This window comes from Gordonia sp. 34D (assembly GCF_056682775.1).
Window position 1 is genome coordinate 1,862,527 of sequence record NZ_CM155293.1, and the last position, 25,468, is coordinate 1,887,994.

At 64.6% G+C, this 25,468-nt stretch carries 21 protein-coding genes; 12 read left to right on the forward strand and 9 right to left on the reverse strand.

The genetic code is table 11. The features are described 5' to 3' along the window. The first annotated feature begins 70 nt into the window (after nucleotides 1–70). Both AC1L34_RS08600 and AC1L34_RS08605 read left to right on the forward strand, forming a co-directional pair. Complete coding sequence (locus AC1L34_RS08600) at nucleotides 71–4,741, forward strand: ATP-dependent helicase (protein WP_424325631.1); 4,671 nt, start codon at nucleotides 71–73, stop codon at nucleotides 4,739–4,741. Between the two features lie 28 nt (nucleotides 4,742–4,769). Continuing rightward, nucleotides 4,770–5,252 carry a nuclear transport factor 2 family protein gene (locus tag AC1L34_RS08605; RefSeq protein ID WP_424324307.1) on the forward strand — a complete coding sequence of 161 codons (483 nt, stop codon included), beginning with the start codon at nucleotides 4,770–4,772 and terminating at the stop codon, nucleotides 5,250–5,252. Here the strand turns inward: AC1L34_RS08605 and AC1L34_RS08610 are convergent. Then, on the reverse strand, nucleotides 5,249–5,671 hold the full coding sequence (locus AC1L34_RS08610; protein WP_424295237.1) for a pyridoxamine 5'-phosphate oxidase family protein: 423 nt from the start codon (nucleotides 5,669–5,671) through the stop codon (nucleotides 5,249–5,251). The two genes, AC1L34_RS08605 and AC1L34_RS08610, sit on opposite strands and share 4 nt — an antisense overlap. Before the next feature lie 102 nt (nucleotides 5,672–5,773). Beyond that, nucleotides 5,774–7,519 (reverse strand): glycerol-3-phosphate dehydrogenase, encoded by a 1,746-nt coding sequence (gene glpD / locus AC1L34_RS08615; protein ID WP_424295239.1) that lies wholly within the window; start codon nucleotides 7,517–7,519, stop codon nucleotides 5,774–5,776. 111 nt (nucleotides 7,520–7,630) lie between these two features. On the opposite strand from glpD, the gene glpK reads away from it, so the two are divergent. The 3 genes from glpK to AC1L34_RS08630 are packed head-to-tail and all read left to right on the forward strand — an operon-like array spanning nucleotide 7,631 to nucleotide 10,014. Next, the gene (gene glpK, locus AC1L34_RS08620) at nucleotides 7,631–9,079 is read left to right on the forward strand and encodes a glycerol kinase GlpK (RefSeq protein ID WP_480035327.1); all 1,449 of its coding nucleotides are present in this window, start codon (nucleotides 7,631–7,633) and stop codon (nucleotides 9,077–9,079) included. Nucleotides 9,080–9,139: 60 nt separating this feature from the next. Next, on the forward strand, nucleotides 9,140–9,478 hold the full coding sequence (locus tag AC1L34_RS08625; protein ID WP_424323085.1) for an ArsR/SmtB family transcription factor: 339 nt from the start codon (nucleotides 9,140–9,142) through the stop codon (nucleotides 9,476–9,478). Nucleotides 9,479–9,528: 50 nt separating this feature from the next. Beyond that, complete coding sequence (locus AC1L34_RS08630; RefSeq protein WP_424323086.1) at nucleotides 9,529–10,014, forward strand: SRPBCC family protein; 486 nt, start codon at nucleotides 9,529–9,531, stop codon at nucleotides 10,012–10,014. A 94-nt stretch (nucleotides 10,015–10,108) separates the two neighbouring features. Here the strand turns inward: AC1L34_RS08630 and AC1L34_RS08635 are convergent, their stop codons facing one another. After that, nucleotides 10,109–11,497 (reverse strand): MFS transporter, encoded by a 1,389-nt coding sequence (locus AC1L34_RS08635; protein ID WP_424323087.1) that lies wholly within the window; start codon nucleotides 11,495–11,497, stop codon nucleotides 10,109–10,111. Nucleotides 11,498–11,563: 66 nt separating this feature from the next. Continuing rightward, nucleotides 11,564–12,967 carry an NAD(P)H-quinone dehydrogenase gene (locus tag AC1L34_RS08640; protein ID WP_424323088.1) on the reverse strand — a complete coding sequence of 468 codons (1,404 nt, stop codon included), beginning with the start codon at nucleotides 12,965–12,967 and terminating at the stop codon, nucleotides 11,564–11,566. A 122-nt stretch (nucleotides 12,968–13,089) separates the two neighbouring features. Between AC1L34_RS08640 and AC1L34_RS08645 the strand changes: the two genes are divergently transcribed. Next, the gene (locus tag AC1L34_RS08645; protein WP_424324308.1) at nucleotides 13,090–13,581 is read left to right on the forward strand and encodes a gamma-glutamylcyclotransferase family protein; all 492 of its coding nucleotides are present in this window, start codon (nucleotides 13,090–13,092) and stop codon (nucleotides 13,579–13,581) included. Nucleotides 13,582–13,864: 283 nt separating this feature from the next. Here the strand turns inward: AC1L34_RS08645 and AC1L34_RS08650 are convergent, their stop codons facing one another. Continuing rightward, on the reverse strand, nucleotides 13,865–15,031 hold the full coding sequence (locus AC1L34_RS08650) for an amidohydrolase (RefSeq protein WP_424323089.1): 1,167 nt from the start codon (nucleotides 15,029–15,031) through the stop codon (nucleotides 13,865–13,867). Between the two features lie 8 nt (nucleotides 15,032–15,039). Further along, entirely contained in the window at nucleotides 15,040–15,735 is a 696-nt protein-coding gene (locus tag AC1L34_RS08655; protein WP_424323324.1) for an enoyl-CoA hydratase/isomerase family protein, read from the reverse strand. Nucleotides 15,736–15,825: 90 nt separating this feature from the next. Between AC1L34_RS08655 and AC1L34_RS08660 the strand changes: the two genes are divergently transcribed. The 3 genes from AC1L34_RS08660 to AC1L34_RS08670 are packed head-to-tail and all read left to right on the forward strand — an operon-like array spanning nucleotide 15,826 to nucleotide 18,880. Next, the gene (locus AC1L34_RS08660) at nucleotides 15,826–16,638 is read left to right on the forward strand and encodes a purine-nucleoside phosphorylase (protein WP_424323090.1); all 813 of its coding nucleotides are present in this window, start codon (nucleotides 15,826–15,828) and stop codon (nucleotides 16,636–16,638) included. Nucleotides 16,639–16,642: 4 nt separating this feature from the next. Further along, complete coding sequence (locus AC1L34_RS08665; protein WP_424323091.1) at nucleotides 16,643–18,178, forward strand: phospho-sugar mutase; 1,536 nt, start codon at nucleotides 16,643–16,645, stop codon at nucleotides 18,176–18,178. Between the two features lie 48 nt (nucleotides 18,179–18,226). Then, nucleotides 18,227–18,880 carry a hypothetical protein gene (locus AC1L34_RS08670; RefSeq protein WP_424293990.1) on the forward strand — a complete coding sequence of 218 codons (654 nt, stop codon included), beginning with the start codon at nucleotides 18,227–18,229 and terminating at the stop codon, nucleotides 18,878–18,880. Between the two features lie 11 nt (nucleotides 18,881–18,891). On the opposite strand, the gene AC1L34_RS08675 is transcribed toward AC1L34_RS08670, so the two are convergent. Together AC1L34_RS08675 and upp are read right to left on the reverse strand one after the other, a co-directional pair. Beyond that, nucleotides 18,892–20,766, reverse strand: coding sequence for an ABC transporter ATP-binding protein (locus AC1L34_RS08675; RefSeq protein ID WP_424323095.1), 1,875 nt, complete (start codon nucleotides 20,764–20,766; stop codon nucleotides 18,892–18,894). 51 nt (nucleotides 20,767–20,817) lie between these two features. Next, nucleotides 20,818–21,465, reverse strand: a complete 648-nt coding sequence (upp, locus tag AC1L34_RS08680; RefSeq protein ID WP_424293991.1) for a uracil phosphoribosyltransferase — start codon at nucleotides 21,463–21,465, stop codon at nucleotides 20,818–20,820. Nucleotides 21,466–21,580: 115 nt separating this feature from the next. Between upp and AC1L34_RS08685 the strand changes: the two genes are divergently transcribed. The 3 genes from AC1L34_RS08685 to AC1L34_RS08695 all read left to right on the forward strand — a co-directional run bounded on the left by AC1L34_RS08685 (nucleotide 21,581) and on the right by AC1L34_RS08695 (nucleotide 24,224). Further along, entirely contained in the window at nucleotides 21,581–21,922 is a 342-nt protein-coding gene (locus AC1L34_RS08685) for a type VII secretion target (RefSeq protein ID WP_424293992.1), read from the forward strand. Then, nucleotides 21,919–22,851 (forward strand): C40 family peptidase, encoded by a 933-nt coding sequence (locus tag AC1L34_RS08690; RefSeq protein ID WP_424323327.1) that lies wholly within the window; start codon nucleotides 21,919–21,921, stop codon nucleotides 22,849–22,851. Before AC1L34_RS08685 ends, AC1L34_RS08690 begins: the two co-directional genes overlap by 4 nt. 104 nt (nucleotides 22,852–22,955) lie before the next feature. Further along, complete coding sequence (locus AC1L34_RS08695; RefSeq protein WP_480035281.1) at nucleotides 22,956–24,224, forward strand: primosomal protein; 1,269 nt, start codon at nucleotides 22,956–22,958, stop codon at nucleotides 24,222–24,224. A 99-nt stretch (nucleotides 24,225–24,323) separates the two neighbouring features. Here AC1L34_RS08695 and AC1L34_RS08700 read toward each other — a convergent pair whose 3' ends face one another. Next, complete coding sequence (locus tag AC1L34_RS08700) at nucleotides 24,324–25,442, reverse strand: adenosine deaminase (RefSeq protein ID WP_424323092.1); 1,119 nt, start codon at nucleotides 25,440–25,442, stop codon at nucleotides 24,324–24,326. Nucleotides 25,443–25,468: the final 26 nt, after the last annotated feature.

Sequence of the window (25,468 nt, forward strand, 5' to 3'; positions counted from 1 at the left end):
TCGCTAGTTGTGCGACCGCATACCCCCGATACCGTCTCGCGTTGATCGACACGAGCCGAATGTCGGGGGTATGCGCTTGAATGGACCCGTGGCACAGGGTTCGTCGATTCTCAAGAGCATGCACCCGGCTACCCAACGCTGGTTCGCCGATGTGTTCGGGAAGCCAACTCGAGCACAGTCAGGCGCGTGGACGTCCATCGCCCGCGGCAGCAACACCCTCGTCGTCGCCCCCACTGGCTCCGGCAAGACCCTTGCTGCATTTCTCTGGGCTATCGACTCACTCCATCGTGAACGTCTCACGGACCCCGGTCCCGAAACCGCCCCGCTCACCAAAGGCGTTCGGATTCTGTACGTATCGCCACTGAAGGCACTAGCGGTCGACGTAGAACGCAACCTTTCGGCACCACTGGTGGGGATCGCGCATGCCGCCGCCAACCTCGGCCTTGACGCGCCATCGATTACTGTCGGCGTCCGGTCCGGCGACACCTCTCCGGCCCAGCGTCGTCGCCTGCAGACGCACCCTCCCGATATCCTCATCACCACTCCCGAGTCGCTATATCTGATGCTGACCTCGGCAGTCCGTGAGACCCTCACCACCGTCACCACGGTCATCGTCGACGAAGTGCACGCCGTCGCGGCAACCAAACGCGGTACACACTTGGCGCTGTCTCTTGAGCGCCTCGACGAATTACTCGACGCGCCCGCCCAACGCATTGGCCTCTCGGCAACGGTCCGTCCGGAGGAGTTAGTCGCTGAGTTCCTATCGGGCAGCGCGGGCTGCACCGTTGTGAAGCCCCCCGCGACCAAAACGTTCAACCTGAGCGTTGACGTTCCAGTCCCCGACATGGTCAACATCCCGCCCCCGGATACCGGTGTCGATGGGCTGGACGACGCCTTCTCCCCCACCGCTGGTTCCCTGTGGCCGCATGTGGAAACGGCAATCGTTGACCAAATCGAAGCCAACCGCGCCACCATCGTGTTCGCCAATTCCCGTCGCCTCGCAGAACGGTTAACGGCGCGCCTCAACGAAATTGCCGCCGAACGCGCAGGCGTCACGGCCGACGCCGCCCCCAACCCGCAGGTTCCCGGCGGCATGCCCTCGTACGTCGGTGGCAGTGGCAATACCGGCGGAGCGCCGCCCGTCTTGGCGCGGGCACATCATGGTTCCGTCAGCAAGGATCAACGTGCCGACATTGAGGACGCTCTCAAGTCCGGCCGCCTACGCTGCGTGGTGGCGACCAGCTCACTGGAACTCGGCATCGACATGGGCGCGGTTGACCTCGTGATCCAGGTTGAGGCGCCGCCGTCTGTGGCGGCCGGATTGCAGCGCGTCGGTCGTGCCGGCCACCAAGTCGGCGAAGTCAGCCAAGGAATCCTGTTCCCAAAACACCGCACCGATCTCCTGCACTGCACGGTGACCGCTCAGCGCATGCTGGCCGGCAAGATTGAGGCGCTGTCGATCCCCACCAATCCGCTCGACATCCTTGCCCAACAAACCATCGCCGCCACGGCCGTCGCCGACCTGAACGTCGACGACTGGTATGCGACAGTCCGGCGTGCCATGCCGTACCGGACGCTCACCCGCGACGTGTACGACGCCGTCCTCGACCTCATTTCCGGGCGCTACCCATCCGACGAGTTCGCCGAACTACGACCACGCGTCGACTACGACCGCGCTGCCAAGACCCTAATTGCACGTCGTGGCACCCTGCGGTTGGCAGTCACGTCCGGCGGCACGATTCCCGACCGCGGCCTGTTCGGCGTCTTTCTCGTCGGTTCGGGTTCGGGCGACGGCACCACCGAAGCAAAGGGACAGCCGCGCCGGGTTGGCGAACTCGACGAAGAGATGGTCTACGAGTCGCGCGTCGGGGATATCTTTGCCCTCGGCGCATCGAGTTGGCGCATCGAGGAGATCACCCATGATCGAGTCCTCGTGTCCCCTGCCTTTGGCGTTCCCGGTCGCCTGCCGTTCTGGATCGGCGACAGTGTGGGACGGCCCGCCGAATTGGGTGCGGCGATCGGCAAGTTTGTCGGCGCAGCGGGCGATCGAGACAAACTCGATGCGCTAGCTACCGATCTTGGTCTTAGTGAGAACGCTCGAACTAACTTGGCTGCGCTGATCGCCGATCAGCAGGCAGCCACCGGCGTCCTACCCACGGACCGAACTCTCGTGTTGGAACGCTTCCGCGACGAACTCGGCGACTGGCGGCTTGTCTTGCATTCCCCCTACGGTCTGCGGGTTCATGCACCGTGGGGTAGCGCGATTGCCGCCGCACTGTCGGCTCGCCTCGGCTTGGACGGTGCGACCACCGCCACCGACGATGGCATCATCGTCCGCCTCCCCGATACCGACGACGTCCCGCCCGGCGCGGAGGTTTTCGTCGTCGACCCGGCCGACATTGAAGCCGAAGTGACTGCGGCCCTGGCTAATTCGTCACTGTTCGCGTCGCGCTTCCGGGAATGTGCCGGGCGTGCACTGCTACTACCGCGGCGCGACCCCGGCCGACGGGCACCGCTCTGGCAACAGCGGCAACGCAGCGCCCAGCTACTCGCGGTCGCCTCCCGATTCCCAGACTTCCCGATCATCCTCGAGACGGTTCGCGAATGCCTGGCGGACGTGTACGACCTTCCCTCCCTGACTGACGTCCTCACGCGGATCGGCCAGCGCAAGATCCGGATCACCGAGGTAGAGACGGCAGCGCCGTCGCCGTTCGCCGCGTCGATGCTCCTCGGCTATGCGGGTTCGTTCATCTACGACGACGACGCGCCTCTCGCCGAACGTCGTGCCACTGCACTGTCGCTCGACACCGCACTCCTTGCTCAACTTTTGGGTCGTGTGGACCTGCGCGAACTACTCGATCCCGTCGTGATCGCCGATGTCGTCGCACGATTGCAGCGCACCGATCCGTCACGACAGGCCCGCGACGGCCAAGACGTCGTCGACCTGTTGCGCTGGTTGGGTCCGTGCACCGCTGACGAGATCAACGACCGCTATCGGGGGGATCAACCAGTCCTCGACCTGCTCGCCTCACTCACTGCTGTCGGCCAGGTGATCGAGGTCAGCGTGCGCGGGCAGCCGTCGTTCGCCGCCGTCGACGACGCCGCCCGCCTCCGCGACGGTCTCGGTCTCCCAGTCCCGCTCGGCGTGCCCTCTGCCTACTTGACCTCGGCGGGCGATCCAGTATCCGACCTGGTTCACCGCTTCGCGCGCACGCACGGTCCGTTCACCGCAGTCGATGTCGCGCAGCGACTGGGGATGGCACCGGCGGTGGTTGTCCGTGCCCTGGACGAGTTAGCCGGACGGCGCACTGTCATCGAGGGCGAGTTTGTCCGTACTGACACCGCCGAACACGAACCGCAGTGGTGCCATGCCGATGTGCTCTCGCAGTTGCGACGCGGGTCGCTGGCGGCGGGGCGCGCGGAGGTCGAACCGGTGTCGGCGGATACCTATGCGCGTTTTCTTCTCGGCTGGCAGCAAGTCACCGGGCCGCACCGACTCAAGGGCGTCGGCGGAGTTGTCAGTGCTGTCGAACAGCTTGCCGGGCAGCCTATTCCGGCATCGGCGTGGGAGTCACTTGTTCTGCCGGCGCGGGTCGAGAACTACCAGCCGTCGATGCTCGACGAACTGCTCTCATCTGGCGAAGTCCTATGGTCGGGACATGGCGCCATCGGCGGTGCTGACGGCTGGGTGGCCCTTCATGTTGCCGACGCCGCGCCGCTCACCCTCACCGCGCCAGACGACTTCGAATTGACGCCCGCACACATCGAAATTCTGGCGGCGCTCGGCGACAGCGGTGCGCTTCGCTACCGAGAACTGCTCGACGCGGTCGCCGCCAACCATCCCGTCACCGAATCAGATCTCCCCGACCTCCTGTGGGACCTGGTTTGGGCCGGGTTAATCACCAACGATTCCTTCTCCGTGGTGAGAGCGGCCATGAATCCGCCGCGCACCACCAAGACGACAGCGACCTCTGCACACCGGTCGCGAGGCCGCGCCCCACGACTACGCGCGGCACGACTTTCGTCGCACTATCTTTCCGGTGCGGGCAGTCCCACGGCGACGCCAGCCAACGTTGGTGGCCGATGGTCACGGATTCAGCGCGCCGAAATCGATGCCACGACGGGAGCGGCCGCGACCTGTGAGATCCTCTTGGATCGCTATGGCGTCGTGACCAAGGGATCGGTAACGACCGAGGGCACCGAGGGCGGATTCGCACGCATTTACAAGGCGCTGTCTGTCTTTGAGGACGGCGGCCAGGTGCGACGAGGCTATTACATCGACGGTCTCGGTGGTGCGCAGTTTGCCGCCGGGCATACCGTCGACGTGCTTCGCGAGTACGCTCTACCGTCGCGGGACCAGCGGAGCGACGCTGTGTTGTTGGCCGCTACCGACCCCGCCAATCCGTACGGTGCCGCCTTGCCCTGGCCCGATCGCACCTCCGAGTCTGGGCATCGCCCGGGCCGAAAGCCGGGTGCCGTGGTGATCCTGGTCGGCGGTTTCGCGAGCGTCTTTGTGGAACGGGGCGGCAAAACGGTCCTGACTTTTACCGACGATCCGGAAACGCTCGCGTCTGCGGCAGTTCGATTGCACCAAGCAGTCGTAAACGGGGCGATCGGCCGCATCCACATCGATCACGTCGACTCGGACCCGGTGCGTCGAACCGCTTTTGGTGAGCACCTCGTGGCCGCCGGATTTGCCACCACACCCCGCGGCCTGCGCTTGAACTACCTGCCCCGCTAACCTCGCCCGCACAATCACAGGAGAACCCATGGATCTGGCCGCACGCATCACCGCCATCGAGAACGTCGAGGCCATCAAGGCGCTCAAGTACCGCTATTGGCGCGCGTGCGACGGCAAAGATCCGGAAGGGTTCCGCGACTGCTTCATCGCCAAGGGTGCCCGGATCGACTACGGCCGAATGGGTGCCTTCGACGACGTCGCCCCAATGGTCGACATTTTCGCCAAGGTCGCGCTCTATACCGTCGACGGAAAGCACGTCATCTTCGACATGCACCACGGCATGCACCCGGATATCACCTTGACCGGGGAGGCCACCGCTACTGGCCGGTGGACGCTCCGCTTCCGTCAGGTGAATTTGCTGATGCAGACGGAGACCATCGCCAATATTGAATACGACGACGACTACGTCATTGAAGATGGCGAATGGAAAATGTCGCGTTCCGTCTCGACCGAAACGTGGTCGATGACGCGGCCGCTGGATCCCGCGGCCACCGTCACCGAACCTGACTAGCGGATTTCTCGGTCGCCGTCATCGCCGAAAACGAAACGGCGGCCGGTGATCTCGTCGACATCGATCTCGACATAGGTGGTGCGTGGCAACGGAATCCACGGGTCCAACGGCGTCTTACTCGCAGCTTCGATCTCAGCGGACGTGGTCAGGATCCGTGCGTGGCCCTTGGCGACGACGCTCCACCCGATGCGAGAGGTGAAGGCATCGGTTTCCACAGCAACGCGACTGTTGACGGCGAGTTCGGACAGCTTGGTGCCCTCGGCGGTCCAGAACAGAATTTTGCCGTCTGCAGCGTAGATGTTGAGCGGGAAGATGTCTGGGTAGTTGTCGACGCTCACCGCCAACCGAGCAATAACGCTTCCTCCCAGAAGCTCCCAAGCTTGTTCAGGACTAAGGTTCTCAACCGGCTGCGCACTCATGCTTCCATCCTTGCTGACAAAGCCCCTTCTGCACAGGGCAATTGGTCTGTGAGGTGTCCGACTATTCCCCGCCGTTGGCTCGACGAACGAGTGGGTTCCAGCTTAATCGGTCGGGACCGGTACCGGTTCCAGGATCTCTCGGCGGGATTCGGGGGCCGCAGCCCGAAGTGCGTCAGCCGACTCGTCGTCGGGCTGCCGCTGCGACGCAATCTCGGCTTCCACGCGAGCGATGTAGTTCGAAACCTCCCACGCGATCGTGTCGTCCGACCAGCCCAGAATCGGTGCCATGAGGTCGGCCACTTCCTGCGCGCAATCCACCCCGCGGTGGCTGTACTCGATCGCGATACGAGTGCGCCGAGCAAGGACGTCTTCGAGGTGCAGCGCGCCCTCAGCCCATACCGCGTACACCACCTCGGCACGCAGGTACTGGGGTGCGGCAGTCAGTGGCTCAAGCAACGATTCGTCCGCATCGGCGTAGTAGAGGACATCGTCGAGCAGGGAACCGTATCGATTCAGAAGTCGTCGGATCCGGTACGGGTGTAACCCAAATCGTTCACCGAGGTGCTCGCACTGGTTGATCAGTGCGAAGTAGCCGTCGGCCCCGACCAGCGGCACTCGTTCGGTGATCGACGGCGCTACGCGTGTCGGAATGTAATCGTTGCAGGCCTCGACGGCGTCGGCACCCATCACTCGATACGTCGTGTACTTGCCGCCAGCAATCGAAACAAGACCGGGGGCAACAACCGCCACGGCGTGTTCACGCGAAAGCTTTGACGTCTGATCGTCTTCCCCCGCAAGCAGTGGGCGTAGGCCCGCGTACACGCCTTCGATGTCGTCGTGCGTCAGCTTGGTCACCAGTTCCTGGTTGACGCGGTCGAGGATGTAGTCGATGTCTTTGCGTGTGGCGGCAGGGTGCGCCAGATCGAGGTTCCAGTCGGTGTCGGTGGTCCCGATGATCCAGTGGGTTTCCCACGGAATGACGAACAGCACGCTGCTCGAGGTCCGCAGAATAATGGCGGTTTCAGAGACGATTCGATCGCGAGGGACCACGATGTGTACGCCCTTGGAGGCACGCACCTTGAAGTGGCCACGCTGCTTGGATAGCGCCTGGACTTCGTCAGTCCAAACGCCCGCCGCGTTGATGACGCAGTGTCCGCGAACCTCGGTTGTCTCACCGGTTTCGGAGTCGCGAAGCTTCACACCCATGACCCGATCGGCTTCCTTGATAAAGCCGACTGCCTGCGTGGATGTGCGAATCACGGCACCGTACTGCGACGCGGTGCGAGCGAGGGTCATGCTGTGGCGCGCGTCGTCGACAACGGTGTCGTAGTAGCGGATTCCACCGATGAGCGAGTCGCGCTTCAAGCTCGGCGCCACACGGAGGGCACCGGACCGCGACACGTGACGCTGCCCCGGAACCGACTTAGCCCCGCCCATTCGGTCGTACAGGAACAAACCTGCCGCCATGTACGGACGTTCCCAGAACCGGCGCGTCAGCGGCGCGAGAAACGGCAGTGGTCGAACCAGGTGCGGGGCCAGCAGGCGTAGCGACAGTTCACGTTCACGGAGAGCTTCGCGCACCAACCCGAACTCAAATTGTTCCAGGTAACGCAGGCCGCCGTGGAACATCTTCGACGAACGCGACGACGTGCCCGAGGCAATGTCGCGAGCTTCAACCAGCGCCACCCGAAGGCCGCGGGTCGCGGCGTCGAGTGCGGCACCCACTCCGACTACTCCGCCGCCGATGACGACGATGTCGAACTGTTCACTCCCCAGTCGACGCCACGCCTCGGCGTGGTAGGCCGGACTGAGGTCTGCGGGCCGATCGGGATTGAACTCGCTGTCCATAAATGCCAAGACTACCCGAGAGTAACGAGGTCTCATGCGAGACTAAGACCCGTGAATCTGGATGCTCAGTATGTCGCCGCAATCGACCAGGGAACCACCTCAACCAGGGCGATGCTCTTTGACCGCAGTGGCAGCGTGATCGGCAGCGAACAGCTCGAGCACCAGCAGATCTTCCCGCGCGCGGGGTGGGTGGAACATGACCCCATGGAGATCTGGCGGAACACTCGACGCGTCGCCGCGGCCGCGTTGGCGTCCGCCCAAGTGCACCCCGATCGGGTCGCCGCCTGCGGGATCACCAACCAACGCGAAACGACCGTCGTCTGGGATCGACACACCGGCGAGCCCGTGTACAACGCCATCGTGTGGCAAGACACGCGCACCGCAGAATTGTGCGAGGAATTGGCAGGCGAAATTGGCGTGGATCGCTATCGCGAGCGCACCGGGTTGCCCCTGTCGACCTACTTCTCCGGCCCCAAGATCCGATGGATCCTCGACAATGTCGACGGTGCCCGCGCCCGCGCCGAGGCTGGCGACCTGCTGTTCGGAACGATGGACACCTGGCTGGCGTGGAATATGACGGGCGGTATCGACGGTGGCGTGCACGTCACGGACGTCACTAATGCCTCGCGGACCATGCTGATGGATTTGCGCACGCTCCAATGGGATCTGGAGATCTGCGCCGACTTCGGTATCCCCGAATCGATGCTTCCGGAAATCCATGCCAGTTCGGACGTCATCGCCCAGTTGCGCACCGCAGGCTCGCTTCCCGATGTCCCGCTGGGCGGCATCCTCGGCGACCAGCAGGCAGCGATGTTTGGCCAGGCCTGCCTTGAGCCCGGGGAGGCAAAGAACACGTACGGGACCGGCAACTTCCTGCTTCTCAACACGGGGACGGAGCCGGTGTTAAGCAAGCACGGCCTCCTGACGACGGTCTGTTACCAATTGGGCGACCAGCCAGCCCGATACGCCTTGGAAGGATCGATCGCCGTCACCGGTTCGCTGGTCCAATGGCTGCGCGACAATCTCGGCATCATCGACTCCTCGCCACAGGTGGAGGATTTGGCCCGCGCCGTCGATGACAACGGCGGCGTATACCTGGTCCCCGCATTCTCCGGACTTTTCGCTCCGCGTTGGCGACCGGATGCGCGCGGCGTGATCGTCGGACTGACCCGATTCGCCAACCGGCACCACATTGCCCGCGCCGCGCTGGAGGCCAGTGCCTATCAGACGCGGGAAGTCATCGAGGCAATGGAAGCCGACTCGGGTGTCAAGCTGGCGACGCTAAAGGTCGACGGCGGCATGGTGGTGAACGAACTTTTGATGCAGTTTCAGTCCGACATCCTCGATGTGCCGGTGGTGCGACCGGTCGTCAACGAAACCACTGCCCTCGGTGCGGCGTACGCGGCGGGTTTGGCCGTCGGGTACTGGAGCAGCACCGACGAGATCCGCGACAACTGGGCCCGTGGCGGCCAGTGGGAACCGCAGATGAGCGACGGCGACCGGGACCGGCTGTACGAGGGCTGGAACCGCGCGGTGACACACAGCTTCGACCTGGCCTAGCCGTCGAGAAAATCCGCCCAAGACCCTTGACATACAACCATTTGGTTGTATGTTTGAGGTGTGAGCGAGAACGACGAGGATCGGGCAGACGCCCTGTTTCACGCACTCTCCGACCGCACCCGACGCGACATTCTGCGTCGGGTACTCGCCGGGGAGCACTCGGTCACAGCGTTGGCGGAGAACTACGACATGAGCTTCGCCGCAGTACAGAAGCACGTCGCCGTCCTGGAACGGGCGGGTCTTCTCGTCAAACGGCGAGTTGGTCGACAGCAACTGGCGTCCGGAGATGTGCAAGCTGTGCGATCGGTGTCCGCCATGCTGGCGGATATTGAACAGATCTGGCGGGGCCATATCGCTCGTGTAGACGAGCTCCTCGCCTCGCCCCACGCAGACGACTAAACCAACATTCCCGCACGCCAGCTCTTGGCGGCCCCACCGAAGGAACCATCATGCCTGTCATCGACGTCCAATCGGACACCGCAGCACTAACCCTGACCATCACCGCCGAATTCGCCGCGCCAGTCGACCGCGTGTGGGACGTTTACGCCAATCCACGCCAACTCGAAAAGGTGTGGGGACCCCCGGACTACCCGGCCACCTTTGTTGAGCACGACTTCCAGCCCGGCGGTCGTGCCAGCTACTACATGACGGCGCCCGACGGTCAGAAGTTCGGCGGCTGGTGGCAGTTCGACAGCATCGACCCCACCTCGTCGTTCTCGTTTACCGACGGCTTCGCCGACGACGATCTGCAGCCGGTGGACAACATGCCGGTATCGACGAATCACTACACCTTCACCGCAACCGACACTGGCACGCGCACGGTCTACCAATCGACCTTCGCCTCCGCCGACGATCTCCAGAAGGTCCTCGACATGGGCGTTATCGAGGGTGCCTCGGGAGCCATCAACCAGATCGACGCACTGCTCGCCGCCTAGCCAGATTCATCGCGCTAGGTGTCACCGCATCGCGTTGGGTGTCGATTGAAGCCGACACCCAACGCGATTGAGCGACACCTAACGCAGCCCTTCGTCAGATCGTTGCCTGCCTGCGCCGATCGACGGCAAACTCGCGTAGCGCGATCGCGATGCCGACGAAGGCGAGGGCGGCGAAGCCGAAGCTGAGGGTTTTGGCCGAACCGACCATGTCTGGGCCGCCCACTGCAACCAGCAGGCCTGCCAACGCCGAACCACACGCATTAGCAATGAGCTGAGTTGTGTTGAGCCCGGCGGATGCCTGGGCAGCCTCGGCCGGGTCGTCGGTCACGCGCAGACCCGCGGTAAACCAGTGAGCCATAGCCATACCGATGCCGCAGCCGCTGACGAACAGCACCCCGTACCAGGCCACGATCACGCCGATCGACGGGTTGTTCATCTGTAGGAAGCCATAAACGACGAGGCCGCCACCAAGCACGATCGGCCCGCCGAGACGAACTGCGCGTCGTCCCCAATCACTCTCGATCCCACTCGACGCGATCGACGACACCGTCCAACCCCAGGAGATCGCCGCACCGAGGAAGCCGGCGGCTAGCGGGCCAAGGCCACCGAGTTGTTGGCCGAACAGCGGTAAGAAAGTTTCGACGGTCGAAACCGCCGCAAGCACCACGATCGCCAGGTAGATCCACCGCAAAGGCGATGCGCCGCGGTACGTCATCGAAGGCAAGATGGTCGACGAAGCGCGACGTTCCCACCCGAGGAAGACCGCACCCAGCAGGACCGCCGCGGCCACCAAAATCCACATCGTCGTGCCGTCCAGCAGCGACGCGACACTGATCGCCCCGACGGCAGCGGTCAGCAGGGCAAGGGATGCCCACGGCACGGAACGACCGTCACCGTCGATCCGCAAACCGTCGGCGGGCAAGGCGCGCAGCGTCAACGCGATCAAGCCGAATGCGAATGCGGCAAGCAACACGAATGCGCCGCGCCAAAAATGGATCTGCGCAAAGAATCCACCGACGACGGGTCCAACGAAGTTACCGACACCCCACATGGCCGACATCAGCGCGATCGACCGCTGCCACAGGTGCGGTGGCAGAACGAGTCGCACCACGGAAAAGCCAAGGCCGCCAAGCAGTCCGGCACCGAATCCTTGGAGCGCCCGGCCGACGAGCATCACTGTCATCGTCGGGGATGCGCCCGCAACCACCGTGCCCGCCGCGAACAACGACAGGGCAATCACATACGACGTGCGCGCTCCGATTTTCGACAGCCACCGGCTCACCAGCATCGAGGAAATCACCGAGACCACCAGGAACACGGTCATGGTCCAGGCGTAAAGATCTTCGCCTCCGATGTCGGCGACCGCGCTCGGCAGCAGTGACGTCGTCAGATAGACGTTGATCGCAAATAGTGCCACGCCACCGGCCATCACCACCATCGACGCGCGATGTTGGCGGCCCAACAGTTCCCGCCACGTACTCACAGATTCATCTCCACCGAACACAGCCAAGCCGAGGGCGTCGTAGTGACGTCCTCGGGGCGGTCATTCTCAGTCCAGGTCGTCGTGTCGGACGAGTTGGCGCGCGGCTTCGGTGATCGATCCGGACAGCGACGGGTACACGGAGAAGGTGTTTGCGATCTCCGACACCTGCAGCTTGTTCTCCACGGCGATCGCCAGCGGCAGGATCAACTCGGACGCGTTGGGTGCCACCACGACGCCGCCGATCACGACGCCGGTTGCCGGGCGGCAGAAGATTTTCACGAAACCTCGACGCAGGCCGCTCATCTTGGCGCGGGGGTTGGTCGACAGCGGCAGCATCACGGTGCGTGCCGGGTATTCGCCGCCGTCGATCGCCTTCTGTGAGACGCCAACGTTAGCGATCTCGGGCCGGGTGAAGATCGCGGAGGCGACTGTCTTGAGTCGGATGGGGCTGACGCCTTCGCCGAGTGCGTGGTAGATCGCGAGGCGGCCCTGCATGGCCGCGACCGAGGCTAAGGGCAGCACACCGGTGCAGTCGCCTGCCGCGTAGACGCCGGGAACGGAGGTGCGCGAGACGCGGTCGACGGTAATGAATCCGGAGCGGTCAACCTCGACGCCCGCGCCTGCCAAGTTCAGGGAGTCGGTGTTGGGGACCGATCCGACGGTCATCAGCACGTGCGTGCCAGTCACTTGCTTTCCGTCGACTAGGTGGACGGTAGCGGAGGTCTCGTCGCGCGTCACACGGTCGGCGCGCGCGTACTTGATTAGCGTCACACCGCGCTCGGCGAAGGCCTCTTCCAGCACCCGGGCGGCGTCTTCGTCCTCGTGCGGCAGAACGCGGTCGCGGCTCGACACAAGCGTCACCTTGACGCCCAGTTCGGTGTAGGCGTGGGCAAATTCGGCACCGGTAACACCCGATCCGACGATCACGAGGTGTTCGGGAAGTTCAGCCAGGTCGTACAGCTGGCGCCAGTTGAGGATCCGTTCACCATCGGGCTGAGCAGTATCGAGGATGCGCGGCGACGCACCCGTAGCGATCAGGACGACGTCGCTTTCGAAGGTTTGCTCACTGCCGTCGGCGAGAGTGGCGACCACTTGGTGGGAGCCGATTCCGGGACTCGAATCGCCGAGTCGTGCGGTGCCGCTGACGATCTTTACACCCTCGCTGAACAGGCGTGATCGAATATCGGCCGATTGCGCGAAGGCCAGGTCCTTCACCCGTTGGTGGACGTCCGGCAACGTCACCATCGCTTGGTCGACGGAGATGTTGACGCCGAGCCCGGCTGCGCGTCGCACATCGGTGCGGATACCGGTGGAGGCGATGAAGGTCTTCGACGGGACGCAGTCCCACAGCACGCACGCACCGCCGATTCCGTCGGAATCGATGATCGTGATGTCCGCACCGTAGGCAACACCGGCGAGCGCCGCTTCATAGCCTGCGGGTCCGCCACCGATGATCACGATCTTTGCCACTGCGCACACTCCTTTTGCCCCGGTTAAATCGTCCAGAACAAACCTATCCCTTTCTGCGCTCGCCATGCCTCCTAGCCGGACCGGTGTTCCGCAAAGTGGCCGAAGGCAATAGGCTGGGCGGCGTGCCGATCTATGCCGCCTATGCGTCGAACATGGACCCCGCCCAGATGTTGGAACGGGCACCTCACTCCCCCATGTCGTCTACCGGCTGGCTGCACGGTTGGCGGTTGACGTTTGCCGGCGACGATATCGGCTGGGAGGGTTCGCTCGCGACGGTCACTGAGGACCGCCAGCACCCCGAGTCGAAGGTCTTCGTTGTGCTGTACGACGTGACCGCCGAAGATGAGTTGAACCTGGATCGTTGGGAGGGCACCGAACTCGGCGTTCACCGCAAGATTCGAGTGCGCGTGCAGACGCCCGCCGGCCCGGTCTTGGCGTGGCTGTACGTGATTGACGGCTACGAGGGCGGCTTGCCGTCGGCCCGCTACCTGGGCGTGATGGCCGACGCCGCCGAAGTGGCCGGCGCTCCCGCCGATTACGTCGAACGCCTGCGCCTCCACGAGGCCCGCAACGTCGGCCCCGGCCCGGACGAGCCAATGGACAACCGCAGCTAAGGCTGCGCCCTCGCTCCTTGCCGCCCTTCCCCCGCGCTGCGCCCGGGTGCCCGCCCGCAAAATCCCCCTTTTCTGTCACCAAACGACCAGAGTGTCACCGATCGTGCTGATCGGTGACACTCTGGTCGGACGACGGCCGTCGGATGTGACAGAAAAGGGAGAGTTCGATTTCCGCTTTTCTGTCACGAGACGTCGTCCTCCGTCTACCTATCCGTCACCAAAACCTGTGATCGGTGACGGTCTGGTCGTTTGGTGAAAGAAAAGGGGAAATGCGGTCCGCTCCCTACGCCAATTCCCCACCAAGGATGACGCCGGCGAGGGTGGCGATGCCGATGCCGAGGGCGCGCTCGTCGATGTCGAAGTTCGGCTGGTGCAGGTCGCACTGCGGGCCCACGCCGCTCCAAACACCGAGACGGGCCATCGCGCCGGGAACGGTCTCCAAATACCAGGCGAAGTCTTCGCCGCCGGGCGACTGCGGGGTGTCCACGGCCGCGGTGGGACCGATGAGATCGACAGCAGCGTGCAGCATCGCGACGCTACTTTCTTCGTTGACGACGGGCGGCACACCACGCACGTAGGTGAGGTCGTAGGTAATGCCCAGCGGGGCCACCAGTTCGCCAATGATGCTGCGCACCAACGGTTCCAGGTCTTTCCAGACTTCGCGGTCACCGGTGCGGACGGTGCCACGCAAACGACCCTCCTGCGGAATCGCATTCGGTGCATCACCCGAATGGGCGGCACCCCACGCCATGATGGTGCCCGACCGCGGGTCCACGCGCCGCGACAAAATGCCCGGCAGCCCGGTGATGATGGAGCCCATCGCGTAAATCAAGTCCGCCGTCAGATGCGGACGCGACGTGTGCCCGCCGGGTCCGCGAAGATGTACTTCGATACGGTCGGCAGCCGACGTGAGCGGCCCGGCACGCAGTCCGACGGTGCCCGCAGCCAAGTGCGGATCGCAATGCAAGGCAAAGATTCGGCTCAAGCCGTCGGTCGCACCGGCATCGATTGCGTCGAGCGCGCCGCCCGGCATTACTTCCTCTGCGGCCTGGAACAGCAGTCGCACACTGAAGGGCAGCTCGTTCCCCGCCTCCAGGTACTCGGCGAGCAGGTGACCGACGCCCATCAAAATCGCGGCGTGGGCGTCGTGCCCGCACGAATGCGAAACACCCTCCACCCGCGACGTGAATGGCAGGCCGGTCTGTTCGGGGATCGGCAAGCCATCCAAATCGGCGCGCAGACCGATCCGCGGCTTATCCGCCGGACCGATATCGCACACCACGCCGGTGCCCTTCGGCAGCACCTTGGGTGCCAACCCGGCCTCGGTAAGGATCCGCACCACGGTCGCGGTGGTCTCGAACTCCGCCATCGACAGTTCGGGCTCGGCGTGGATCGCGCGACGCCATCCGACGACGCGACCAAGGTTGGCGGCCAGCCAAGCGTCAATCACCGGCGAACTCACAGCAGTGTGGCCGGGGTCGGCGCGGTCAGATCCTCCAGCAGCGGGAGTCGCAGGGCGCGTTTGATCATGCCGAGGTTGTCACCGGCGAACTGGGCGCGCTCGGCAGCCACCTCGCGGGCGCGAACCAGCAACTGCTCGGCGTCGACGGCTTCTTCGACGATCCCGGCGGCAACCGCATCCGCACCGCCGTAGCGACGCGAAGTCAGCATGGCTTCGGTGACGGTCGCGTCCGACAGCCGCGTGCGCAGCAGGCCAGCCATGCCACGCGGGAACGGCATGTTCAGCGCCGCTTCCGGCAACGACCAGAAGCCGCGGTCGGACCGCATGATGCGGTAATCGGCGCACAACGCCAGCATTGCGCCGGCACCGAAAGCGTGGCCGTTCACTGCGGCGATCGTCGGAACAGCCGCCGACACCAGCTTCGCGTAGAGCGCATGCACGGCATCCAGGTACGTCGGCAGCGGCTCGGCACCGGAGAAGATGTAGTCGGTGTCCAGTCCGTTCGTGAAGAACTTGCCGGTCGCGCTCACAATCAGCGGCTTCTTCGCGGCGACGGCCTCGTCGATCAGATCGCTAACCTGGGCCATCCACGCGCGGTTGAACCGGTTCTCCGGGTTGGTCTCGTCCAGCTCCACACCCTGCGTCCCGAGGAACAGTTCGGCAGCGGTATCGGTCATCGTCAAGTAAGGCATGGCAGAAACCTTATCGCCGGAGCCCCCGGTTGCGGCAGACAAGGTCTCCCCTCACTGCACATCAGGGGTTGCGGCTTTAGGCTGGCCGGTATGGATCCGACTGTCGACCCAAACTCAGCAGCCACCGCCGCAGCCGCCACGATTGCCGCCGAAACCGGCTGCGATCAGCACGATGTGGCCGTTGTCCTCGGATCGGGCTGGGCCCCGGCCGCCGCAGCACTCGGTGATCCGACCGCCGAACTGTCGATGACCTCGATCCCCGGGTTCGGCGCGCCGTCGGCCCAGGGACACGCCGGGACCGTGCAGTCGGTCCGTATCGGCAACACCCGAGTCCTGATTCTGCTTGGACGCATCCACGCGTATGAGGGTCATTCGTTGGCCCGCGTGGTGCACCCGGTCCGGACTGCCGCCGCGGCCGGTGTTGGCACGGTGGTCTTGACCAATGCTGCGGGCGGAATCCGGCCCGGTCTCAGTGTTGGTGAACCGGTATTGATTTCTGACCAACTCAACCTGACCGGACGGTCCCCGCTCGACGGCGCGCAGTTCGTCAACATGGTCGACGCCTACAGCCCGGCCCTGCGCGAGGCGGCACGCGGCGTCGATCCGACGCTCACCGAAGGTGTTTACGCGGGCCTTCCCGGTCCCCACTACGAGACGCCCGCCGAAATCCGGATGCTCGGAGTGATGGGTGCCGACCTGGTCGGGATGTCGACGGTCCACGAGACCATCGCCGCGCGTGCGGTCGGACTTGACGTGCTGGGACTGTCGCTGGTGACGAACCTGGCCGCAGGCATCACCGGCGAACCGCTCGACCATGCCGAAGTCCTCGCCGTTGGACGCGACTCCGCGGAACGGATGGGTGGCCTGCTGCGCAACGTCATCACCGCGCTCGCGGACCGGTAGCCGCGTGCTGACTTTCGGTACCGCCGGACTCCGCGGCCCCGTCCAAGAGGGTCCCGACGGTATGAACGTGGAGACCGTCACCCGGGCAACGGCTGGCCTGGCGGCGTGGCTCGCCGAGCAGGGCTTGGCGGGCGAACCGGTGGTCGTGGGGCGCGATGCCCGCCACGGATCCGAGGCTTTCGCCGCCGCCACCGCCGAAGTTTTCGCCGCTGCGGGCTTCGACATAATCGCCTTGCCCCAACCCGGTCCGACGCCGCTCGTTGCATTCGCCACGCGGCACCTCCGCGCGGCCGCTGGGGTGATGATCACGGCCTCGCACAATCCGCCGCAAGACAACGGCTACAAGGTGTACCTCCGCGACGCTGGCGGTGCCCAGTTGGTGAGCCCCGCCGATCGAGAAATCGAAGCGGCCATCACCGCGATCGGTCCGGCGGCCACCGTCGCACGACAACCGGTGACCAGCGATGCGCGAGCCGCAACCGTCCGCGACGACTACCTCGACGCGCTGACCGAACGGTTCAGCGCCCTACCTCGGTCACCGCTGCGCATTGTCGTGACGGCCATGCACGGGGTGGGCGGCGACCTCGCGGTCGAAGCCCTGCGGCGCAACGGCTTTCCCGACGTTCATGTGGTCCCGAGCCAGTTTGCTCCCGATCCGGACTTCCCCACCGTGGCCTTCCCCAACCCGGAAGAACCCGGTGCCACCGACCTGCTGCTGTCGTTGGCTGCCGAGGTCGACGCCGACCTGGCAATCGCCCTCGATCCGGACGCCGACCGGTGCGCCGTCGGGGCCCGCGACGGTGACACCTGGCGGATGCTGACCGGCGACGAGACCGGGGTGCTGCTCGGAACCTGGGTGCTCGATCACCGACCTGCCGGAGGTCCGCCGCCGGTGGTTGCCAGTTCTATCGTGTCTGGCACCTTGCTTCACACGGCCGCGCAGCGTCGGGGTGCCGACGCGCGCCGCACCCTCACCGGCTTCAAATGGCTGGTCCGTGCTGGCGACCCGCTGGCCTACGCCTACGAGGAAGCGCTCGGCCACTGCGTCGACCCGGACAATGTCCGCGACAAGGACGGCATTAGCGCCGCCGTCGCTTCGGCCATCCTCGCGTCGTCGTGGGTCGACCGCGGTGGCCTCATCGCGGCCCTCAGCGCCCTGGAAGACGAGAACGGAATCCATCTGACGCAGCCGCGGTCGTTGCGGTTGCAGGACCCCGCAGACATTGCCGCACTCATGGACCAGTTGCGGGCGGCACCGCCCACCACACTCGCCGGCATCCCCGTCTCGATGACCGACTACGCCGCACGCACCGACAATCTGCGCACGGACGGCGTCGAATTGCTGGGCCGTCGCGACGACGGAGTGGCCCTGCGAATCTTTGCCCGACCCAGCGGGACCGAACCTAAACTGAAGTACTACGGGCAGATCAGCGCGCCACCTGGCACGGGTACCGTCGGGTTGACACGCGAGTGCGCGACACGACAAACATTGAGCGAATTGCTGGCGGCCGCCATGGCGGAACTGCCACCCGTGCAATAGTTTTCGCAACGATCGACAGCGCACGGCAAAGGTGGAGGACCGCGGCAAATGACATTCCAAGGCAACTCAGGGCCATATCCGGGGTACCCGGGATACCCGGGCGACGGCTATCCCGGAGGCCAGGCACCGAAGAATCAGTCGCCGTGGTCGTCGCCCCCGGTCCTCATCGCGATTATCGCCGGACTCCTCCTCCTCGCTGGCGGTGTGGGCGCGGCCGTCTTCTACGCTTCCAACAAGTCCACTGACGCTGCCCCCGCGACTTCGAGCGCCCCGCCATCACCCGAAACGGTCACGCAGACGCAACAGGCACCGCCAACTACCACGCACACCGTGATCGAAACCGCGCCGCCCACCCAGACGGCACCACAGCCGGGACCGGCGGTGACCGTCGCCGGTGCTGATCGGCAGGGCTTTCTGGGCGGCCCCCGGTGCAACGTCCCCGAGGACAACGCCGTCTTCGTCGGTTACACCAGTCGCTCGCAGGTGGTGATCTGCCAGGTCGGCAACCAGGTGGGACGCAATTACTACAAGGGCTACGCCGACGGAAACAGCACCGAGGTCGGCTATCCCACGCGCAGTGGCAACACGTTCGTCGCCACGAACGGGGCAACCGATTACGTTGTCTCGCCGTCGGCCCTCGTGATCCGGCAAAACGGTTCGGTGCTCGCCACCGAGCCGATGATCGACAGTTGGGTCAACTGACCCAAGCAGTCCTACTTAGCGGCAAACTGCGTCTGATACAGCTCGGCATATCGTCCGCCCAACGCGAGCAGTTCCGCATGTGTTCCCCGTTCCACGACGCGTCCGGCCTCGAGCACCACGATCTCGTCGGCTGCCCGAACCGTCGACAACCGGTGAGCAATCACCAGCGACGTTCGCCCGTGAAGTGCTTCGGTAAGCGCTTCGGACACCGCGGCCTCCGACGTTGAGTCCAGATGCGCGGTCGCCTCGTCAAGAATCACGAAGGCGGGTTTCGCGAGGAGCAACCGAGCAATCGTCAACCGCTGCCGTTCACCACCCGAGAGTCGGTAGCCGCGTTCGCCGACAACCGTATCGAGGCCAGCGGGCATTGATCGGATCAGTTCGTCAAGCCGCGCACGGCGCAGCGCCGACCAGATCTCATCCTCGGTTGCCTGTGGATTCGCGATCCTGAGGTTGGCACCGACAGTGTCGTGGAACAGATGACCGTCCTGTGTCACCAAGCCGACGGTGCGGTGTACCGACTCTGCGGTGAGGTCGCGAACGTCGACCCCATTGAGCAGCACCGCCCCCTCGTCGACGTCGTACAGGCGTGTGGCCAGCGACGCAATGGTCGACTTACCTGCACCGGAACTACCGACGAGGGCAACCATCGTGCCCGCAGGCACATCAAGGTCGACGTCGTGCAGCACGGTATCGCCCCCGCGGGAGTCGAGCTGCGCAACTTCCTCCAGTGACGCGAGGGAGACTTTGTCAGCCGACGGGTAGGCAAAACTCACATCGGCAAATCGCATGCTGACGCCATGAGCCGTGTCGGGAACCGGACGAGCATGGGGACGATCGACGATGAGTGGCGGTAGATCGAGGACTTCGAAAACACGCTCAAAGCTGACGAGCGCGCTCATTACTTCAACGCGTGCATTGGCGAGGGCCGTCAGCGGCGCGTACATCCGAGTTAGCAGCAGGGCCAGCGATACGACGGCACCGGCCGACAGGTGCTGGTGAACGGCCAGCCAGCCACCGAGCCCGTAGACGAGGGCCAAGGCGAGTGCCGACACCAGCATCAGAGCCGTAAAGAAATAGCTCTGCAGCATGGCCTGACGAACACCGATATCGCGGACGGCGTCAGCACGATCAGCGAACTCTTTCGACTCCGCCTCCGGACGGCCGAAGAGTTTCACCAGTGTCGCGCCGGGTGCCGAGAATCGTTCGGTCATCTGAGTCGACATGCGGGCATTGTGGTCGGCACCCTGGCGGGCCAAGCCAGCCATTCGGTGCCCCATCCGCCGTGCCGGAATCACAAAGACCGGCAACAGGATCAGCGACAGCAACGTAATCTGCCAACTCAGCGCAATCATCACGCCAACGGTGAGAACCAAAGTGACAATATTCGACACGACCCCCGACAGCGTGTCGCTGAAGGCACGCTGCGCACCGATGACGTCGTTGTTCAATCGGCTCACCAGCGCGCCGGTTCGCGTTCGGGTGAAGAACGCGACCGGCATCTTCTGCACGTGGTCGAATACGGCGCGGCGCAAGTCGAAGATCAGCCCTTCGCCGATATTTGACGACAGCCATCGCGTACCGATTGACGCGCCTGCCTCGGCCACCGCGATACCCGCGATGAGCAATGCCAGGACGACAATTTCCCGGTCGGCGGTCGGACTGTTGGCGTTGATCAGGTTGATGACCCGGCCAGCCAACAGCGGAGTGACCACTGTGAGCACCGCCGTGATGACCGACAAGACCAGGAAGATCACGATCCGCTTGCGATGCGGCCTGGCGAACCCGCCAATCCGCCGCAAAGTGACCCGGCGGTCGGCTCGCGCGACCTTCGAGTCAGTTGCCTGCATCGACTTGTGCATGACATCCCAGGCCACCGATTCCATGCTCACCGGCGATCACCCCATTCGTTCGATTCGATGCTCATCACCATGGTGTCAGCGTGGACCGAACTGGCGGTCGCCAGCATCACCGAGCCCCGGCACGATGAAGTTCGCCTCATTGAGGCGGTCGTCAATCGCGCCGATCACCAGGCGCAGGTCGCCGCCCCAGTCACGCAGGGCCGCGATGCCTTCGGGCGCGCCGACCACACAAATCGCCGTCAGGTCACGCGCGCCGCGGGCCTTGAGGAGCTCAAGGGTGTGGATCAGGGAACCGCCCGTCGCCAGCATGGGATCAAGGACACACACCGACCGATCGGAGAGATCTTCGGGTAACGACGCCAGGTACTCGACCGGTGTGGCGGTCTCCTCGTCGCGCGCCACACCGACAAAGCCGATGCCGGCATCGGGCACCGAGGCCAGCGCGGCGTCGAGCATCCCGAGGCCAGCCCGCAAAACCGGGACAAACACGGGAGCGTTGGTCAGCGTGGAACAATCGGCGACCGCGACCGGCGTGCGCACCTTGACCGGATGTTCGGGCGCATCGGCAAAGGCCTCGTAGACCAGCATCTGGGCGAGCCTCGCCAGGGATTCACGGAAAGCCGCATTGGTGGTGGCCTCGTCCCGGAGCACCGCCAGCCACGCTCTCGTCAGGGGATGGTCAACGACGTTGATCGACAGGCCTGGCGCGTCTGCTTCGCTCATGCGCTCAGCTTAGTGGGGACGACGGACAAACCGGCTGGGGTCCAATCGACGATTGTGCGACACGCCGATGCGCACGTTGTGGAACCGAATTGCCTTCCGCTGCGTCCAACTAGGTATGAACGCCAAAACGAATTCTCCCGTCGCTGCTGGCTCACCCACCGTCGTCGACCCCGCCGCCACGACCACCGTCGCAACCACGCAGGGCAGTGCCGCTTCCACTGTCGCGGCCCGCGCGCTTGCCGAACGACTCGACACCGGCCGCCTGGCACCCACGTTTGGGCTCATCGGCGCGTCATTCCTGGCCGCGCTGTCGCGCGTACAAAGTGCGCGCACGCGCACCCTCGACGGCCTCGCCGCCCAACATGGCCGCACGGGCGAATCGGCAGTGCGCGCGCAGGCCTCATACGATTGCTGCGAGGCCACCAACGCCTCACACCTGCGTGAGGTGTCTGCATGACTGCGGCATTGCTGATCGCCCCGCTCAAGGCCCTCGTCGCCACGCTCGGGACCGGCGTCCTCCCACCCGAGGTCACCACCACCTACGCTCACACGCAAGCGGTACTGAGCGATGCAGCGGCACAGTCGCAGAAGGGTGCCGCGACCACCCAAACCGCTTGGCGCGGCGCGGGCGGCGACCAAGCCGCCAACGCCACGCGCCACCTGTCCCTCGTCGACGACACGGTCGCCACCGCAGGCGCTGACATCAGCGGGATCGTTCAGATCGCCGCGGGCCATGTGGAAACGGCGAACAACGAATTGAATGCTCTCGTGGAGTCTTTCGCCGCGGCGGCAGCCACTGTCCCCGCAATCACGACGCCCGCTGGCCTCGCCGCCTTGGTCCCCTTGGCCCTGGACCACTTGGCTCGCGGGGTCGCCGTCGTGAACCGCGCGCAGGGCCAACTCGCCAGCGATGCTGCGAACTTGGGTCGCCACGAGGCTGCGGTCGCCGCCTACTCCTCCGCCATGCCGCAGTCGGCCAGCCACAGCAAGGGCAAGGTCCCCATCACGCTCCCCGACGGCTCCATCGCGTACGCACCGAACGAACGCGCAGCGACCGCCGTCCGGGCTGCCCTCAGTAGGCAGGGGACGCCATACGTCTGGGGTGGCACCTCGACCGATGGCTTCGACTGCAGCGGATTCACGCAGTGGGCTTACCGTCAGGCGGGCCTGGAATTGCCGCGCCTGGCGCAAGACCAAGACACTGCGGGCTTCCAAGTTTCACAAGCCGACCTGCAGCCCGGCGATCTCGCCGTCTGGTCCGGTCACGTCGCCATGTACATCGGCAATGGACAACTCGTCGAGACCGGAGGCGACCCGGTCGGCGTCAGCCCCCTTCGCACCACGAACGCGGGACAAACCTTCGAAGGTTTCTATCGCCCCCGGTAGAGCCACTTTTTCGCATATCTGGGCACCTGGCGATCGGCATGGATTTCCCCTCTCGACCAGCCCCGTGCAGCATGCTCGAAAGAACTTGATTAGGCTCTGTGACCATGGCCGGTGACATCGTTCCCATCGAACTCGGACTAACCGAAGGCAACCTCTTCACCCTGTGGGCTCCACGGTGGCGCGAGGGTGATGACGAGTGGGAAGCATTCTTGGGTCTCGAAGATGACCTCTATGCTCTTCCCAGCGTTGCCGAGTTGGTCGCTTTCGTCCGCACTGACGACGACAATGACCTCGTCGACCACCCAGCTTGGGACACCATCAAGCAGGTGCAAGCCAACGAGCTAGTCCCGGAAGATCGGTACAGCTACGACCTCGTCGGCGTCCCCGAACTGGCCGCCGAAGACCCCAAGCCGGAGGTTCTCGCCGAGCTCGAGGATGCCCTCGAAATTGTGCGCATCATCGGTGAAGTCTGCGAACTGACGCCGGTCACCAAGTTCTTCAACGGCAACCCCATTCTGGGTGCTGTCACTGTCGGCACCAACAACTTCGTCGGCCGTGAAGGCGTCGACTTGTGGGTCCGCATCGGCCGGCTGATTTCGAAGAACTGGGACGACGTCATTGACGCCCTCGACGAGGTCGTGACGACGCCGAAGGTCGACGCCGCTGCGGTCGAGGTCGCCACCGTCGAGTTGGCCGCCGCCGCGTCCGCCGAGGACGAGGACGAGCCCGAGTACTCGGCCGTCGACCCACTGTTCGAAAACGACGACGATGAAGATGATGCGTCCGCCGCCCTTGTCGACGACGCCGATGACGTTGACGACGACGATTTCTGGGTGGGGGTCGGTATCGACCCGATCCGTATCTACACCGACGGCGGCGAGTTCCTCACGTTGCGCTGCTACCTGGGTGACGACCCGCTGTTCCTGGGTCGCAAAGGCACCATCTACGGGTTCGGCTCCGAGCGCGCGCTGACTCGTTTCCTCGCCGACAACAGCGATCACGACCTCGCGAAGCTGTCGACGTTTAACGAAGTCCAAGCCGCCGCAGACACCAACGAACTTGAGTACGACGTCCTCCCCGAGAACGTCTATGCCCTGCAGGGCATCGGCGAAGACATCTTGGACGGCCCGCGTCGGGTGGAACAGCGTCAACTCGACCTAGCCGTGGAGTTGCTGACAGATGCCGCGGATTACGCCGGGATCAACACGGTCAACGAGGCCCTCGCCACCACGACGCCACTCGGTTGGTTCGTCGACTACACGGTCCATCCCGACCCCAAGCGTCTAGCACCGTCGGGCCCGTTCGACAACGAAGCCGAGGTCTGGCGCGCACTGGTCCACGACTTCGAGGATCGGCTGACCCGCCGCGGCTAAATCCCTATCGTCTGACATTCGCTCCCCCCGTTAGTCTTCGCTCCCGCCCGGCGGGAGCGAACGTCAGCGAGGGGAGCGAATGCGTCTCGTCACCCGGTATCAGCCCAGCAGGACCGCAAAACCCGGTTTGATGACGTCGTCGATGAGGCGGAGTCGTTGATCGAACGGGATGAACGCAGACTTCATGGCATTGACGGTAAAGCGTTCGAAATCGGCCCAGCCGTAGCCGAATTGCTCGTGCAAAACGAGAAACTCCCGGCTCATCGTCGTATTGCTCATCAACCGGTTGTCGGTGTTGACGGTGACGCGGAACTGCAATTTGGCGAGGATGTTGAACGGGTGCTCGGCAATCGATGCGACTGCCCCGGTCTGCACGTTGCTACTGGGGCACAGTTCCAGCGGGATCCGCTTGTCGCGCACATAGTTCGCCACTTGGCCGAGTTGCGCACCGTCGAAGGTCTCGTCCCCGGGCGTGGCGCCCGGCGGCAGCACTACGTCGTCGATGACGCGGACCCCGTGCCCGAGGCGGTCGGTGCCGCAAAAAGCGACGGCCTCGTGGATGGACGGCAGTCCGAATGCTTCGCCAGCGTGGATGGTGAATCGCGCGCAGTTGGCACGCATGTAGTCGAAGGCACTTAAATGCCTGCTGGGCGGGTTGCCTGCCTCGGCACCGGCGATATCGAATCCGACGACGCCGCGATCACGGAACTGCACGGCAAGTTCAGCGATTTCGAGCGACCGGGCGGCGTGCCGCATGGCGGTTAGCAGGCATCGAACCACGATCGGTCGTCCACTAGCGTCGGCAGCCTCCTGACCGGCCACGAATCCGCGAAGTACCGCTTCCACAACCTCGTCCAACGACAGCCCGCCGTCGAGGTGCAGTTCGGGCGCGAACCTAATTTCGGCGTAGACCACGCCGTCGTCGTGGAGGTCTTCGACGCACTCGCGGGCGACCCGTTCCAACGCGCTCGGCGTCTGCATGACAGCGACGGTGTGGGCGAACGTCTCCAAATACTGCTCGAGCGTCCCGCTGTTGGCTGCCGTCGCGAACCACCGGGCCAGATCGGCCTCATTGTCGGCGGGCAGCTCGCGATATCCCTGTTCGCGGGCCAGGTCGAGGACGGTGGACGGACGTAGTCCGCCGTCAAGGTGGTCGTGCAGGAGGACTTTGGGAGCCAAACGGGCTTCCCCGACGGTGATCGTGGTAGCGGTGACCATGCCCTCAAGGTATCCCCGATAACCGG